Origin of the sequence: Micromonospora sp. B11E3, assembly GCF_039871625.1 — a bacterium.
Lineage (GTDB): Bacteria > Actinomycetota > Actinomycetes > Mycobacteriales > Micromonosporaceae > Micromonospora.
In genome coordinates this window covers 40,572-53,908 of sequence record NZ_JBDPMC010000047.1, presented here as the reverse complement: position 1 = coordinate 53,908, position 13,337 = coordinate 40,572, and the positions used below count along the sequence as shown (strand labels likewise).

Genomic DNA, 13,337 nt, shown 5'->3' with positions numbered 1-13,337 from the left:
GCGGGGGCGGGAGCGGGAGCGCGCAGGGGCGGGCGCGGGTTCTGTTGGGCGCACAGACGGGGCAGCTCCAGAGGGTCCGCGTCCAGGTGCCCCCGCACTCGCCCGCCGCGCCCCGGAACCGGCCATGCTCACCTCGCCAGGCCCGGGTCGCACGTTCCTCGGTCGGCCCGTCCGGAACCTCGCGGCGAGGCGAGCGGACGGGGCGGCGCCCGACTAGGGTGAGGGCCGCCGAGAACCGCGAGGAGCACGACGTGGAAGCGACCGAAGTCCGCAAGCTCGCCGCCCTGGAGGACCGCCACTGGTGGTACCGGGAGCGGCGCGTCCTGCTGGCCCGGGCGCTGCGCCGGCTGGCCGCCGCCGGCCACCGCCCCGGGCGGGCGCTCGACGTCGGCGCGGCCGGCGGCGGCAACACGCGGGTGCTGCGCGCGCACGGCTGGCGCCCGGTGGCGCTGGAGTACACGCCGGAGGGCGCCGCGGTGGCGCGGGAGCGCGGGCTCGACGTCGTCCAGGCCGACGCCCGGCACCTGCCGCTGCCCTCGGCGAGCCTCGGCCTGGTGGTGGCGTTCGACATCCTGGAGCACTTCGACGAGGACCACCTGGCCGCCGCCGAGATCCGCCGGACCCTGCGCCCCGGGGGCGCCGCCCTGATCGCCGTACCCGCCGACATGGCGCTGTGGTCCGCGCACGACGAGGCCGTCGGCCACGTCCGGCGGTACGACCGCGCGTCGCTGCGCGCCGTCGTGGAGAAGGCCGGGCTGGTGGTCGACGAGCTGTGGAGCTGGAACGTGCTGCTGCGGCCGGCGGCGGCCTGGCGGCGGCGCAGGTCCACCGGCAGCGACCTGGACGACCCGCATCCCGTGCTCAACCTGGGCCTGCGGGCCGTCATCACCGCCGAGCGGTACCTGCCGGTGCGGTCGCTGCCCGGCGTGTCCCTCATGCTGCGCGCCCACCGCCCCACCGACGGCTGACCCCGCCGGGGCCGACCCCGCCGCCGCGCGGCGGCGGCTTGAGTCTCCAGCGGCTGGAGGGTGCACGCTGGGCGGGTGACCGACCGCACCGAGCTGTACGCCATCGGGCAACTCGCCCGCCGGACCGGCCTGACCGTACGCACCATCCGCTTCTGGTCCGACCTCGGCCTGCTGCCGCCGACCACGCGTACCTCCGGCGGCTACCGGCTGTACGACGCGGCGGCGGTGGCGCGGCTCGACCTGCTGCGGACCCTGCGGGACCTCGGCATCGGGCTGGACGCCGCCCGCCGGATCCTGGACCGCCAGGCGAGCGTGGCCGACGTCGCCGGGGCGCACGTACAGGCGCTGGACGCCGAGATCCGGACGCTGCGGCTGCGCCGGGCGGTGCTGCGGTCGGTCGCCCGACGTGGCGGTACGACAGAGGAGCTGAGACTGATGACCGAACTGGCCCGACACTCCGCCGAGGAGCGGCAGCGGATCGTCGACGACTTCGTCGCCGAGGTCTTCGCCGGGGTCCCCGCCGACGCGCCCGGCGCCGGCCTGGCCGGGGCGATGCGGGCCCTGCCCGCCGAACTGCCCGACGACGCCAGCGACGCGGAGGTGGACGCGTGGGTGGAGCTGGCCGGGCTGGTCGCCGACCCGGCGTTCCGCGAGCGGGTCCGCGGGATGGCAGTGGCCGGCGCGGCGGGCGACGCCGGTGTGGAGTTGTCCCCGCCGTCGGTGGAGCAGGCCCGGGAGGCGCTGGCCGCCGGGGTGGCCCCGGAGTCGCCGGAGGCGGGGGCGGTGCTGGACCGGATCGTGGACCCGGCGCTGCCCGGCCGGGAGCGGGCCGCGCTGGCCGACCGGCTGGCGACCTTCACCGACCGCCGGGTGGAGCGGTACTGGCAGCTCGTCGGGGTGCTCAACCGGCGGCCCCCGTTCCCGCCCTCGGTGCCGGCCATGGAGTGGCTGATCGCCGCCCTCCGCGCGCCCCGCTGAGCCACCCGGCGGAGCCGCCCCGCTGAGCCGGACCCGCTGAGCCGCCCGGCGGAGCCGCCCCGCTGAGCCGCCCGGCGGACCGGTCAGCGGGGCGTGGGCACCGCCTCCCGGGCGAGGACGACCGCCCCGAGCAGCGCGGCGTCGTCGGCGAACCGGGACAGCACCACCTCCGGCGGGTACGGCAGCACGGCGGCGAGCCGCTCGACCAGCAGCCCACGGATCAGGTCGCTGCCGGCCACCCCGCCCACCAGCACCACCCGCTGCGGGTCGAGCAGCAGGCAGCAGGTGACCAGGTGCCGGGCCAGCTCGTCGACCCGGGCGGTCAGCGCGTCCCGGGCCGGGCCGGGTCGCTCGGCGGCGGCCGCCAGCCCGGCCGCCCCGCCGGGCACCCCGGTGGCGTCGGCGAGCCGGTCCAGCGCCCGGCCGGAGAAGTTCAACTCCAGCATCGTGCCGGGCCACGGGCCGCCGGTCACGGCGTACCCGATGGAGAACGCAGCCCTGGAGATCGTGCCCGTCACCGAGGTGCCGCAGGCCGGTCATGACCATGCCGTCGACGGGGTCGCCTCCCCGGGCGAGTACCCCGGCGAGGAGCTGGACCTGTCCCGGATCTGGGAGGGGGCGGCCACCACGCCGCAGGACGCCTCGGCGACCGGCCGGATCGCCTGGACCGAGGACGCGCTGAAGGTGTTCGTCCAGGTCACCGACGACGTGCTGGGCCGGAAGGTGGTGCCGCAGGACTGCAAACGGCAGCGGCGCACCGACAGCGTGGAGATCATCGTCGACCCGAAGGGGAACTCGGCCGACACCTCCACCGTGTTCAAGGCCGGCATCTTCCCGGTCACCGACGACCCGGCCAACGGGAACCCGCCGTGCTGGCAGCGGGACGCCGACAACCGGCAGGGGCCGGGCGCGACGACCGCGCCGGGGATGACCGTGGTCAGCAGGGTCACCGCCCCGTACGCGGGCTACACGATCGAGGCGAGCATCCCGTTCGCGGTGCTGCCGGACGCCGTCGACCCGGCCCGGATGGGCTTCAACGTGCTGATCTACGACTCCGACACCCAGGACCTCACCTCGCAGTCCCGGCTCGGCTGGTCCACCTTCACCGGCGTACGGGCCGACCCGTACCGCTACGGCCTGGCGACCCTGCCCGGCTACACCCCGGCGCAGCGGCAGCCCAGCGCCCCGGTCTTCCCGGACACCGCCGCCCGCAGCGTGCACAGCCCGCAGACCATCGCCCAGTCGGCGGTGGACGGCGTGGCCCCGGCCGCCGTGCCGCGGCTGCCCGCGGAAGCGCTGCGGCTGACCGACCAGCGTCCGGTGGCCGGCGGGGTGGAGGTCACCCTGCGGGCCGACCGCGCCGGCACGGCGTACCTGTACGCCTGGGACGGGGGTCACAGGCCGCCCTGGCCCATCAGGGCGTCGATGCGGTCGTCGATGGCGTGGCTGGTGTCCTGGGCGTCGGCGAGCGTACGCATGGCGGTGTTGAACTGGTCGGCCTGGTCGGCGTCGAGGGCCTGCTGGCAGTTCTGGCTCCCCTCCCAGGCGAGCTTGACGAGCTTCACCCACAGCTTGTCGGCCTCCGGATCGGGGACCCGGAAGTAGCGGTCGGCGGCGCGGGCGAAGTCGCCGATCTCGGCGCACAGCGGACGGACGTCGTCGATCCTGTCGATGCTCCTGCCCTCCCCTACTGCGGTGGTGACGGCGGCGAACAGGTCCCGGCGGTGCCGGTAGAAGCGGTCCAGCAGCTCGTCGCCGCCGAGGTCGAGCCACGCCTCCACCTGCAACGCCCTCGACCGGGCCGACACCGGCGCGTCGACTACGACGTACATACCCTGCCGGGCGAAGCGCTGGGCCTCCCCGGGGTCGAGCGGGCGCGCGGCGTTCGGCGCCCGCTGCACGGCGTGCACGGTGGCCACGGCGAGCCCGGTCGCGACCAGGGCGAGGGCGCAGGACCGGGCCACCGCCATCGACCTGGGGCGGCTGGTCTGCCCGCCGACCGTCGCGGCCCGGTCGAACGACCGTCGCCCGCGCCTCGCGGCACGCGGGCGCGGGAGGGCGACCGCGCCCGCCACGAGCATGGCCAGGGGCAGTGCCGGCACGAGGATCTGCGGAAACAGCCGCTGCACCATGGCGGGATTCCACGAGCAGGGGACGTTCCAGATGCCCAGCGCGGGCACGCAGCCGTCGGAGGCGCGGAGCGCGGCGACGGCCGCGAACCCGACGAGCGCCGCGGCACCCGCGGCGATCAGGGCGGCGGGGAGCCGGTGCGCGGGCACGGCCACCCGGGCGGTGACGGCGGCGACGGCCGCCGCGACCAGCAAGGCCAGGATCGCCCCGGCCAGGAAGGCCACCGTGACGGTGGTGGCGGAGGTCGCGGTCTGCACACGGACGTGCAGCCAGGCCGAGTGCGCGACCGCCGCCAGACCCCCGGCGGCCCCGCCGATCAGCCCGGGGACGAGCACCCGGCGCAGGCCCGGCGGCGGCGGGCCCGGCGAGGTGGGGTCGGCACCCGGCGCGGCGTCGCGCACCCAGCGGGGCGGGTCGGCGCCGGGGCGCGGCAGCCACGCCAGCAGCGGGGTCACCCACAGGGCGACGACCGCCAGCAGGGCGAGCGGCGAGGAAGCCACGGCGGACCCCACGATCGTGACCAGGACGTACGCCCGGTCGAGCAGCGACGCCGGGGGGTGGTCCAGCTCCCGGCCGACGAAGAAGGACACGAAGGAGTCCCGGATCCCGGCGACGTCGAACGACCATCCCGCCGTTAACGCGGCCCCCAGGCTCTGCCACCAGAGGAACCACAGCGACAGCGCCAGAGCGGCGGCGGACACGTTCAGCAGGGCCACCCCGCGCAGCGACCGGCCCCGCCAGACGGCCACCCACAGCTGCGCGCACCGCGTCAGCCACCAGGTGAACGCCATGGCGGCCACGACGACGAGCGCCAGCAGCCAGGGCCTGGCGGGCAGCCACTCGTTGACCGTCCCCTGGCCCGCGGCGGCGGCGCCGGCCGCCATGCCGAGCCCGAGCCAGAGGCCCGCCCGTGCGCTGGAGGAGGCCCGCTGACCGGTGAGCGCCGCGTACACCACGGCGCGCCACAGCGCGATCCCGACCACGCCCGCGACCAGCGCGGCGGCGGCCAGCGCCGCCGCGTGCTGCACCCAGTTGGTGACCAGGCCGTACAGGGTGATGGCATAGGCGACGTGGGTATGCGTGACCCCCGCGGCCACGCCGGTCAGCACCAGCGGGAGCGCACGCACGCCGAACAGCACGGCGGGGTCGGCCAGGGCAGAGCGCCGCGCGTCCCAGCGCGGGTGCAGGTGCCACAGCTCCGCGAACGCGCGCAGGGCCCGCCGCCCGCGCCCGCCGACCGGGGCCGGGGCCGCCGCCGTGGACCAGCTCTCCGGGTCCGCGCCCCAGCGCACGGCGGCCAGGTCGGCGTAGACCTCGCGGCTGCGCAGCACGTCGGACCGGGCGAGGTACACCAGCACCGCGAGCAGGCCGGTGACCAGCAGGCCGCGGGTGACGATGGGAGCCTCGGCGGACCACAGCGTCGCCCCGGACGCCGTGCGGAACTTCCACGCGCCCCACACCAGGAACGGAGGGACGGCCACGGCGGCGTAGACCCGCCATAGGGCCACGGTGAGGTAGGTGATCGTCACGTCGCGGTTGGTGATGTGGGCGAGCTCGTGCAGCAGCACCGCCCGGAACCGCCGCGGGTCGGTGGTGCGGGCCGCGACCAGGCCGCCGTGCAGGCACACCGTCGCCCGCCCGGTCCGGCCGAACACGACCGCCCCGGCCGAGGCCGCAGCGGGGTCGACCACCACGCGCGGCGGGCGGGCGAGGCCGGCGGTCGCGGACAGCTCGGCCACCGTACGCCCGATCTCCCCGTCGCGGTCGACGGTGGCCAGCGGCACCACCCGGCCGCGGCGGGCCTTCCAGGCGGGCAGCGCCCAGAACAGCGCGGCCGTGCACGCGGCCAGCAGCGCCCACCAGCCGACCAGCCACCGCCCGGACGGAGGCGGGGCGTAGCGATCGCTGCACGCGGCGTACGCCTCCCACTGCAGGCTGCGCCTGGCCATCACGTTGGCCGCCGGATCGGTCCCCGGGTCGGCCCCGGCCGCCAGGGTGCAGCTCAAGCCATCGGTGGCGGCCAGGGCAAGGGCGACGTAGAGCAGCATCACGCTGCTGCTGGCGACCAGCAGGGCGACCAGCAGCGTGAACCTCGCGGTCGTGCCCGCGCCCAGCGCCCGCTCGTCGACCCGCGACGACGCGCCCGCCACGGTCAGCTCGCCGGGCCCGGCTCGCCGGGGCTCCCGTCGGGGCCCCGGTCCAGCCTGCGCACGACCGCGTCGGCGACCTCGGCGGCGATCTGCGCGTCCAGTCCCCTCCGGATGGACAGGTCCAGTAGATCCCGGCGCAGCTCGGCGAGCTGATCCGCGGTCAGCGCCGGGAGGGTCGCGGGCGGCCGGCGGCGGCGTACGAGCCTGCGCAGCAGCCCCCTGGCCCCCTTGGCCGTGCCGTCCACCGCCGCGTCCGCGAGCCGCTGCGCCACCTGGTCGAGTACCAGCCACACCACCGGGGTGGCCAGCCCGATGACCTCGCCCCAGCCGAAGCCGAGCGGCTCGCGCCGTGGCCCGGTGCGGCTGAGCCGGCGCACGACGGTCCCGTCGTCGTACGACGCCAGCCCGTCCACCAGCGGCAGCTCCTCGGGGGCGACCTCCGCCACCACGTCCCGCACCACATCTCGGACCGCGACCATGCCACGCCCTCCGCATCCATACTGGACTCCCAGTAAAGGACAGCGTGGCAACCCGTGACGACGGCGACGGGCGTCAGCGCAGGCGGTAGACGGCCATCCGGGCGTTCGTGTAGCGCAGGTCCGCCAGCGTCGCCAGCGCCTCGGACTCCCGCCCGACCTGGCGGTCGACGACCAGCCAGCGCACGCCGTACGAGTCGCGCAGGTGGGCCAGGCCGGCGGCAGTGGGGGCGGTGAACGCCTCGTCGTTGGCTCGCAGCCGCTCGGCGTCCCAGAACGGGGCGTACGGGCCGCCGGGCAGGCCCACCATGCGGGGCGCGAACGCCCACCCCTCGACCAGCACCGCACGCTCGGCGTAGCCGCTCAGCCAGAACGACCGGGCGTCGCACCAGCCCCGCACCACCGCCCGGCAGTGCGCGTTGGTCGCCACCACGTCGCCGGGGTCGCTGTGGTCGTGCACCCAGCGGGCCGCCGCCACCCGGGAGGCGGGCATCCGCTCCACCGGGTACGCCCCGCCGTTGGGATACCGGTGGGCCGCCGCCGCGTCCAGCACCAGCCCCGGCGCGCCGGCGACCAGGGCGGCGGTGAGCAGCACCGCCCCGCCCCGGCCGGCGAGCCCCGGCCACCGGCCGACCAGCGCGGGCCAGCCCAGCGCCACCAGCACCGCCACGGCCAGCAGCGCCATCGCCCAGGTCAGCAGCGGCAGCACCGCCGCGTACGCCGGGCCGGCCGGCGCGGGGGCCGGGTGGCGCAGCTGGACGGCGGTGAGCAGCACGGCGAACGCGGCCGCCCCGGCCGCGAGCAGCGCCCGGCCCCGGACGCCCAGCGTGGCCCGGTCCAGCAGCTCCGCCCAGCCCCACGCCGACAGGATCACCCCGAACGCGAACCCGGCCCGGGTGAAGTACTGGTTGCTGCTGCCCGGGTGGCCGACCAGCAGGTAGATCGCCGGCCCGGCGAGCGCGCCGCCGAGCAGGAACACCTGCACCGGCTCCAGCCGCCACCGGCGCAGCCGCAGCAGCGCCAGCGCCCCGACCAGCCGCAGCTGGAGGTTGAGCAGGAACGCGCCGAACACCGCCGCCCAGAGCAGCGCGGTCACGCCCGCCGGGTGGCCCGTCCCGACGTACGGGCGCAGCCCCGAGAACGGGTCGACGGTCACCCCGTGGCTCTCGAACGCGAACAGCACGGCGGTGGCGAACAGTTGCGCGGCCAGCGCCAGCCCCGCCGCGGCCAGCACCGCCCGGGACGGCCGGCGGCGGCCCAGCAGCGCCACCGCGGCGGTGAACGCGAGCGCGGCCAGCACCACCGGCACGGAGCTGGCCTTCGCGCCGGTCGACGCGGCCAGGAACAGCGCCGCGAGCGCCCAGCGGCCGGGCCCGAGCGCCGGCACGGTCGACCCCCGGGCCCGGCCGACCACCTCGCCGAGGGCGGCGACCAGCGGCAGCAGCAGCACCCAGCTGTACGTCATCGACGGGCTGCCCCAGACGATGAACGTGGCCTGGGTGCCGAAGAGCTGGCGCACCCCGTTCTCGTAGCCGAACTCGCCGACGGTGAACATCAGCGCGGCGGCGGCCACCCCCGCGTACGGGCGGCCGCTGACCCGCCAGCCGACCACCGCGACCAGCACGGCGGCGAGCGCGCACAGGCTCGGCACGCCGAGCCGGAAGAAGACCGTGGGCAGGTCGACGCCGCTGACCAGGCTGGCCGCGGCGAAGTGGGCGAAGCCGAACCAGTGGTAGTGCAGCGGCTCCCCGGCGACCTGCGGCACGTCCAGCGGCACCTGGTGGGTGGCCGCGCCGGCCAGGGAGAGCTGGAACGCCAGGTCGATGTACTGGGCCTGCCCCTCGTCGCTGGGCAGCACCGGGTTGATCCGCAGGAACGACTCGGTCAGGTAGAGCGTGAAGCCGGCGACCACGGCGGCCAGCGACCAGGCCCAGCCGGCGGGCACCGGGACGTACCCGGCGGGCCGCCAGTGCCGGCGCAGCCGGGGCACGGCCACGAACGGCACCAGCACCGCCAGCGGCCACAGCCACAGCCAGCCGGGCCGCCCGAGCGCGGTGAAGGCCGCCCAGCCGACCAGTTCCAGCACCAGCCCGACCGCGGCGCCCAGCGCCACGTCCTCCACCAGGGTGTGTGGGCGGCGGCGCAGCGCCCGGAACACCAGCGTGCCGGGCAGCAGCACGGCCAGCAGGACGTACCCGGTCCAGCGGGCCACGTCGAGCGGCGGGGTGCCGGTGGCGAGCAGCGCGACCACGACGGCGGCGTAGCCCGCGGCGGCGGGGGCGAAGCGCGCCGCGGCGGGGCGGCGGGCGGGCGGGGCGCCGCCCGGCCCGGCGGCGGCGTCGGGTTCGCGCGGGCCGGACGGCTCGGTGCCGCCGGTGGCCAGCGCCGTCACCGGAGGCTGTCGGCCAGCTCGGCCGGATCGGCGGGCGCCGTCGGCACCCCACCACGGGGGTCGCGGTCGGCGCCGTCCGCGCCGGTGTCGCTGGCCACGAAGTACGCCGGGCGGCCCTGCACGGCCGTGTAGACGCGGCCCACGTACTCGCCGAGCAGGCCGAGGCAGAGCAGCTGCACCGCGCCGAGGAAGAGGACCGCCACGTAGAGCGAGGGCCAGCCGGTCACCGTCGCGCCCGCGAGCCAGGCGACCACGGCGACGACCGCCAGCACGCCGCAGACCGCCACGCCGGCCAGCCCGAGCCAGGTGGCCACCCGCAGCGGTACGGCGGAGAAGCTCGTGACGCTCTCGACGGCCAGGCCGGCCATCCGGGACAGCGGGTACTTCGTCCGGCCGGCCGCGCGCTCCTCACGCTCGTAGCTGACCTCCGCGCTGGGGAAGCCGAGCCAGGGCACCACCAGCCGCAGCACCGGGTTGCGCTCGGGCAGCTCCCGCAGCGCCTCCACGGCCGCCCGGCTGAGCAGCCGGAAGTCGCCGGCCTGCGCGGGCACCTGCTTGCCGACCAGCCGCCGCATCAGCCGGTAGTAGCCGGCCGCCGTCCACCGCTTGAACCGGGTGTCCCGGCTGCGGTCGGCGCGTACCCCGTACACGACGTCCAGGCCCTCGGCGCGGGCCCGGCGCAGCATCTCGACGATCGCCTCCGGCGGGTCCTGCAGGTCGGCGTCGATGCTGACCACGTACCGCCCGCGGGCCCGCAGCACCCCGGCGACCAGCGCCGCCTGGTGGCCGCTGTTGCGACGCAGCCGCAGCACCCGCAGCTGCGGCCAGCGGGCCCGCAGCCCGGCCAGGCCGGCGGCGGTGCCGTCGGTGCTGCCGTCGTCGACCGCCAGCACCTCGTACGGCTCGCCGAGCCCGTCGAGGACGGCGCGCAGCCGCCGAGCGAACAGCGGCAGCACGCTCTCCTCGTTGAACATCGGGACCACCACCGACACTGCCGGCTCCGGTCGCGTCACGGCGCTGGCCTCCGTCCTCGCCGGCGGTGTCGGGACAGCCGAACGCTACCAGCCGGACGGGCCGGCGCAGGCTCGTCCGGCGCGGCGCCGGGGCGTCAGTCGCCGCAGGTGGTCGCGGGGAGGCCGGGGACCGGCACGGGCGAGCGGCCGGTGGGTCGGGCCCTGCCGGCGAGGACCGCCGCCAGCGCCGTCATGGACGCCCGGCTGGAGGAGTACGTGGCCAGCAGCGTGGGCGACTTCGCGTGCGCCAGCACGTACGGGGTGTCCATCGCGACGGTCACGTCGGCGTCCCCGCTGAGGTCGCCGGCGCCGTCGCCGTACCCGACGAGGTGCACCTTCGTCCCGCCGCTCGGTTTCACCTGGACGCCGGCCGCCGTCAGCGCCTCGGTCAGCAGCGCCCGGGTCCGGTCCCGCCCGCCGGAGGAGGTGACGGTCACCGGGCCCCGTACGCCGACGGCGCAGGAGCCGCGCAGCACGGTCACCGCGCCGGCGGCCAGCGCCTCGGCGGCCCTGCGGTGCTCCGGGCTGTTGAGCGTGGACATCGCCGGGGCGGGGCGGTCGGCCAGGGTGAACTTCATCGTCAGCACCCGGGTGACGGCCTCGACCAGCCGCGCCCGGGGCAGCGACCCGTCGCGCAGCGCGGCGAGCAGCCCGTCGTACGCCTGGGTGACGTTGGGCGGCATCAGGATCAGGTCGTTGCCGGCGTTGAGCGCCCGGACCGCGGCCTCCCCCGGCGACCAGCGCTTGGCCGGCGGCATGTTCATCCCGTCGGTGACCACGACGCCCTTGAAGCCGAGCTGCCCGCGCAGCACGTCGGTGAGGACCTTGCGGGAGAAGGTGGCCGGGACGCCGGGGTCGATCGAGGTGACGTCGAGGTGCGCGGACATCACCGCGAGGGCCCCGGCGTCGATGCCGGCCGCGAACGGCGGGAACGCGACGCTGTCGAGCACCTTGCGGGACTGGCCGACCACCGGCAGGTCCTTGTGCGAGTCGGCGGCGCTGAGGCCGTGGCCCGGGAAGTGCTTGACGGTGGCCGCCACGCCGGCCCCCTGCAACCCCCGGACCGCGCCGGCCACCTGGGCCGCGACCCGCTGCGGGTCCGCGCCGAACGACCGGGACCCGATCACCGTGCTGCGCTTGGCGAGCACGTCGGCGACCGGGGCGAAGTCCATGTTGATTCCCATGGCGGCCAGCTCGGTGCCGGCCGCGCGCCAGGCGGCCTCGGTGAGCGCCGGGTCGCCGGCCGCCCCGGCCGCGAGGGGGCTGGGCAGCAGCGTGACACCGTCGGTGACCCGGGTGACCACGCCGTACTCCTGGTCGGTGCCGACCAGGAAGCCGGACGGGCCGGCGGCCAGCTTCGCGGCGGCCTCCCGCAGCCCGCCGGTCAGCTCGTGGACCTGCTGCGGGTTGTCGACGTTGGTGGTGACCTGGTTGCCGGAGGTGGGGTCGTCGGCGCTGAAGCCGACGAGGATGAGCCCGCCCAGCCGGTACCTCGCGACCATCTCGGCCGGGGTGGCCACCCCGGCCAGGGCCCGGTTGCCGGCGGCGGAGGCGTCCGACACGTCCGTCGCCGAGCTGCCGTACGCGTAGGGCATCAGCACCTGACCGACCAGGTCCTCGTCGGCGAGGGCGCCGGCCAGGGCGGCGGCGCGGGCGGCGGGGTCGGGGGCGGTCGACCCGGACGGGGTCGGCGTCGCCGCCGGGGTGGTGGTCGGCGGGGCGACGCCCGGCCCGTCCGCCGGCCCCGCGCACCCGGTGACGAGCAGTGCGGTCAGAGCGGTGAGCGCGAGGGCGGCACGTCGAGGGGTAATCGACACGCCGCCCATCCCACCAGTTCACCCTTATCGGGGCAAGTTGACCTGGTGGCGACCGCCGCCCGCCGGGCGTGCTCTGGGCCTCAGCCGACCCGGGTGAGCAGGGTCACCGGGGCGCCGTCGCCGGCGTACCGGTAGGGCTCCAGCTCGGCGTCCCAGGCGGTGCCGAGCGCCTTGTCGAGGGCGTGCGTCAGCGCCTCCGGGGCGCGGGCGGCGGCCATGATGGCGCGCAGCCGGTCCTCGCCCAGCTGGATGTCGCCGGCCGCCCCGACCGTGGCCCGGAACAGGCCCCGGCCCGGCACGTACATGAAGCGTTCCCCGTCGACACCGGCGCTCGGTTCCTCGGTCACCTCGAAACGGATCATGGGCCACTGCCGGAGGGCAGCGGCCAGCTCGGCACCCGTCCCCGGACGGCCGGTCCACCCGCACTCGGCGCGGCGTGCGCCGGGGTCGACGGGCTGCGCCGTCCAGTGCAGGTTGACCGGCGCGGCGAGGACGCGCGCGATCGCCCACTCGACGTGTGGGCACACGGCGAGCGGGGTCGAGTGGACGTATACGACGCCACGCGTTGGCACGGAGACCTCCCGGAGAGCGAGGTGCGTCTTCCCCTACGACCTCGACCACCCGAGATGTCACTGGAACACATGATGACTGGTGTGACGGATGGTACGCCAGGGAATCGGAAAATTGCCCTGCGGTAGGTGCGCTGTCCGGCCCACCGGCCGCCAGGCCCGGCCCGCCGGGCGGTCGGAATAGCCGGGCGACCCACCCGGTTGTGCCCTTCGAACAGGCACGGCGACCAGCCAGGCGCCGTGGTCGTGTACAGTTCCATCGGCGGCCTGTGCCGCGCACATCTTCGACGGGTCGAGGCTCCAGCCGGGCGTCACCCGTCACCAGCCCCCGGACGTTACCGTCCTCCCGTACGTCTCAAGGAGTACCTCCGTGGCGAGCAACACCTCTAAGACCGCGCGCGCGTCAGTCCGGGCCGGCCAGGCTGGCCAGGGTGGCGCCCTCAGCGTGCTGGGCGAGTTCAAGTACATCATTCCGCTCAACGGTGGCAAGCACGCCTACCTGCGGAACCTGACCAACGGCAAGACGGCGCACCTGCGCACCGACTCCGAGGCCTTCATCGAGGAGATCCGGGTGCTGGCCGCCGCCGGCCACGCCGCCAAGATCCGGGCCGAGATCAACGGCCTCGCCGCCGCCCACCCGGAGCACGGCTGGGACGCCACCGAGAAGCGCCTCGTCGAGGCCGGCGTCTTCGAGGGCTGAGAGCCCTCCCCCCACGCGACACACGAACCGCCCGTCGGGGTCATCCCGGCGGGCGGTTCGTCGTCGACAAGGAGTCCTTCCTACTCGCCCGCCGGACGGTTGGCGTGGTGCCATGGTGGGTAGCCGGTGTGTATTTCCGGGCGG

At 76.4% G+C, this 13,337-nt stretch carries 10 protein-coding genes and 1 pseudogene; 4 read left to right on the top strand and 7 right to left on the bottom strand.

Going from position 1 to position 13,337, the window contains the following annotated elements:
- The first annotated feature begins 251 nt into the window (after positions 1-251).
- Together ABGB16_RS22015 and ABGB16_RS22010 are read left to right on the top strand one after the other, a co-directional pair.
- Positions 252-968 (top strand): class I SAM-dependent methyltransferase, encoded by a 717-nt coding sequence (locus ABGB16_RS22015; RefSeq protein WP_347669981.1) that lies wholly within the window; start codon positions 252-254, stop codon positions 966-968.
- A gap of 75 nt (positions 969-1,043) precedes the next feature.
- Entirely contained in the window at positions 1,044-1,946 is a 903-nt protein-coding gene (locus tag ABGB16_RS22010; protein WP_347669980.1) for a MerR family transcriptional regulator, read from the top strand.
- Positions 1,947-2,029: 83 nt separating this feature from the next.
- Here ABGB16_RS22010 and ABGB16_RS22005 read toward each other — a convergent pair whose 3' ends face one another.
- On the bottom strand, positions 2,030-2,464 hold the full coding sequence (locus tag ABGB16_RS22005) for an ROK family protein (RefSeq protein WP_347669979.1): 435 nt from the start codon (positions 2,462-2,464) through the stop codon (positions 2,030-2,032).
- On the opposite strand from ABGB16_RS22005, the gene ABGB16_RS22000 reads away from it, so the two are divergent.
- Positions 2,430-3,551 (top strand): sugar-binding protein, encoded by a 1,122-nt coding sequence (locus ABGB16_RS22000; RefSeq protein ID WP_347669978.1) that lies wholly within the window; start codon positions 2,430-2,432, stop codon positions 3,549-3,551. The genes ABGB16_RS22005 and ABGB16_RS22000 overlap by 35 nt on opposite strands.
- 1,685 nt (positions 3,552-5,236) lie before the next feature.
- Here the strand turns inward: ABGB16_RS22000 and ABGB16_RS21995 are convergent.
- The 6 genes and pseudogenes from ABGB16_RS21995 to ABGB16_RS21970 form a co-directional block, all read right to left on the bottom strand.
- Positions 5,237-6,025: pseudogene (locus ABGB16_RS21995) on the bottom strand (M48 family metalloprotease); the annotation flags it as partial.
- Between the two features lie 203 nt (positions 6,026-6,228).
- On the bottom strand, positions 6,229-6,705 hold the full coding sequence (locus ABGB16_RS21990) for a hypothetical protein (RefSeq protein ID WP_347669977.1): 477 nt from the start codon (positions 6,703-6,705) through the stop codon (positions 6,229-6,231).
- A 73-nt stretch (positions 6,706-6,778) separates the two neighbouring features.
- On the bottom strand, positions 6,779-9,094 hold the full coding sequence (locus ABGB16_RS21985; RefSeq protein ID WP_347669976.1) for a hypothetical protein: 2,316 nt from the start codon (positions 9,092-9,094) through the stop codon (positions 6,779-6,781).
- Positions 9,091-10,107 carry a glycosyltransferase family 2 protein gene (locus ABGB16_RS21980; protein WP_347669975.1) on the bottom strand — a complete coding sequence of 339 codons (1,017 nt, stop codon included), beginning with the start codon at positions 10,105-10,107 and terminating at the stop codon, positions 9,091-9,093. Before ABGB16_RS21980 ends, ABGB16_RS21985 begins: the two co-directional genes overlap by 4 nt.
- A gap of 95 nt (positions 10,108-10,202) precedes the next feature.
- A complete protein-coding gene (locus tag ABGB16_RS21975) occupies positions 10,203-11,933 on the bottom strand; it encodes a glycoside hydrolase family 3 N-terminal domain-containing protein (RefSeq protein WP_347669974.1) in 1,731 nt (576 codons plus the stop codon).
- A 71-nt stretch (positions 11,934-12,004) separates the two neighbouring features.
- Positions 12,005-12,496 (bottom strand): DUF3145 domain-containing protein, encoded by a 492-nt coding sequence (locus ABGB16_RS21970; RefSeq protein WP_347669973.1) that lies wholly within the window; start codon positions 12,494-12,496, stop codon positions 12,005-12,007.
- A 367-nt stretch (positions 12,497-12,863) separates the two neighbouring features.
- On the opposite strand from ABGB16_RS21970, the gene ABGB16_RS21965 reads away from it, so the two are divergent.
- Positions 12,864-13,193 carry a hypothetical protein gene (locus ABGB16_RS21965; RefSeq protein ID WP_145773112.1) on the top strand — a complete coding sequence of 110 codons (330 nt, stop codon included), beginning with the start codon at positions 12,864-12,866 and terminating at the stop codon, positions 13,191-13,193.
- Positions 13,194-13,337 lie beyond the last annotated feature (144 nt).

Excerpts from the sequence above, each read along its gene's own strand:
- ABGB16_RS21990 (WP_347669977.1), bottom strand. The coding sequence starts at position 6,705 with ATGGTCGCGGTCCGAGATGTGGTGCGGGACGTGGTGGCGGAGGTCGCC.
- ABGB16_RS22000 (WP_347669978.1), top strand. The coding sequence starts at position 2,430 with ATGGAGAACGCAGCCCTGGAGATCGTGCCCGTCACCGAGGTGCCGCAG.
- ABGB16_RS21975 (WP_347669974.1), bottom strand. The coding sequence starts at position 11,933 with ATGGGCGGCGTGTCGATTACCCCTCGACGTGCCGCCCTCGCGCTCACC.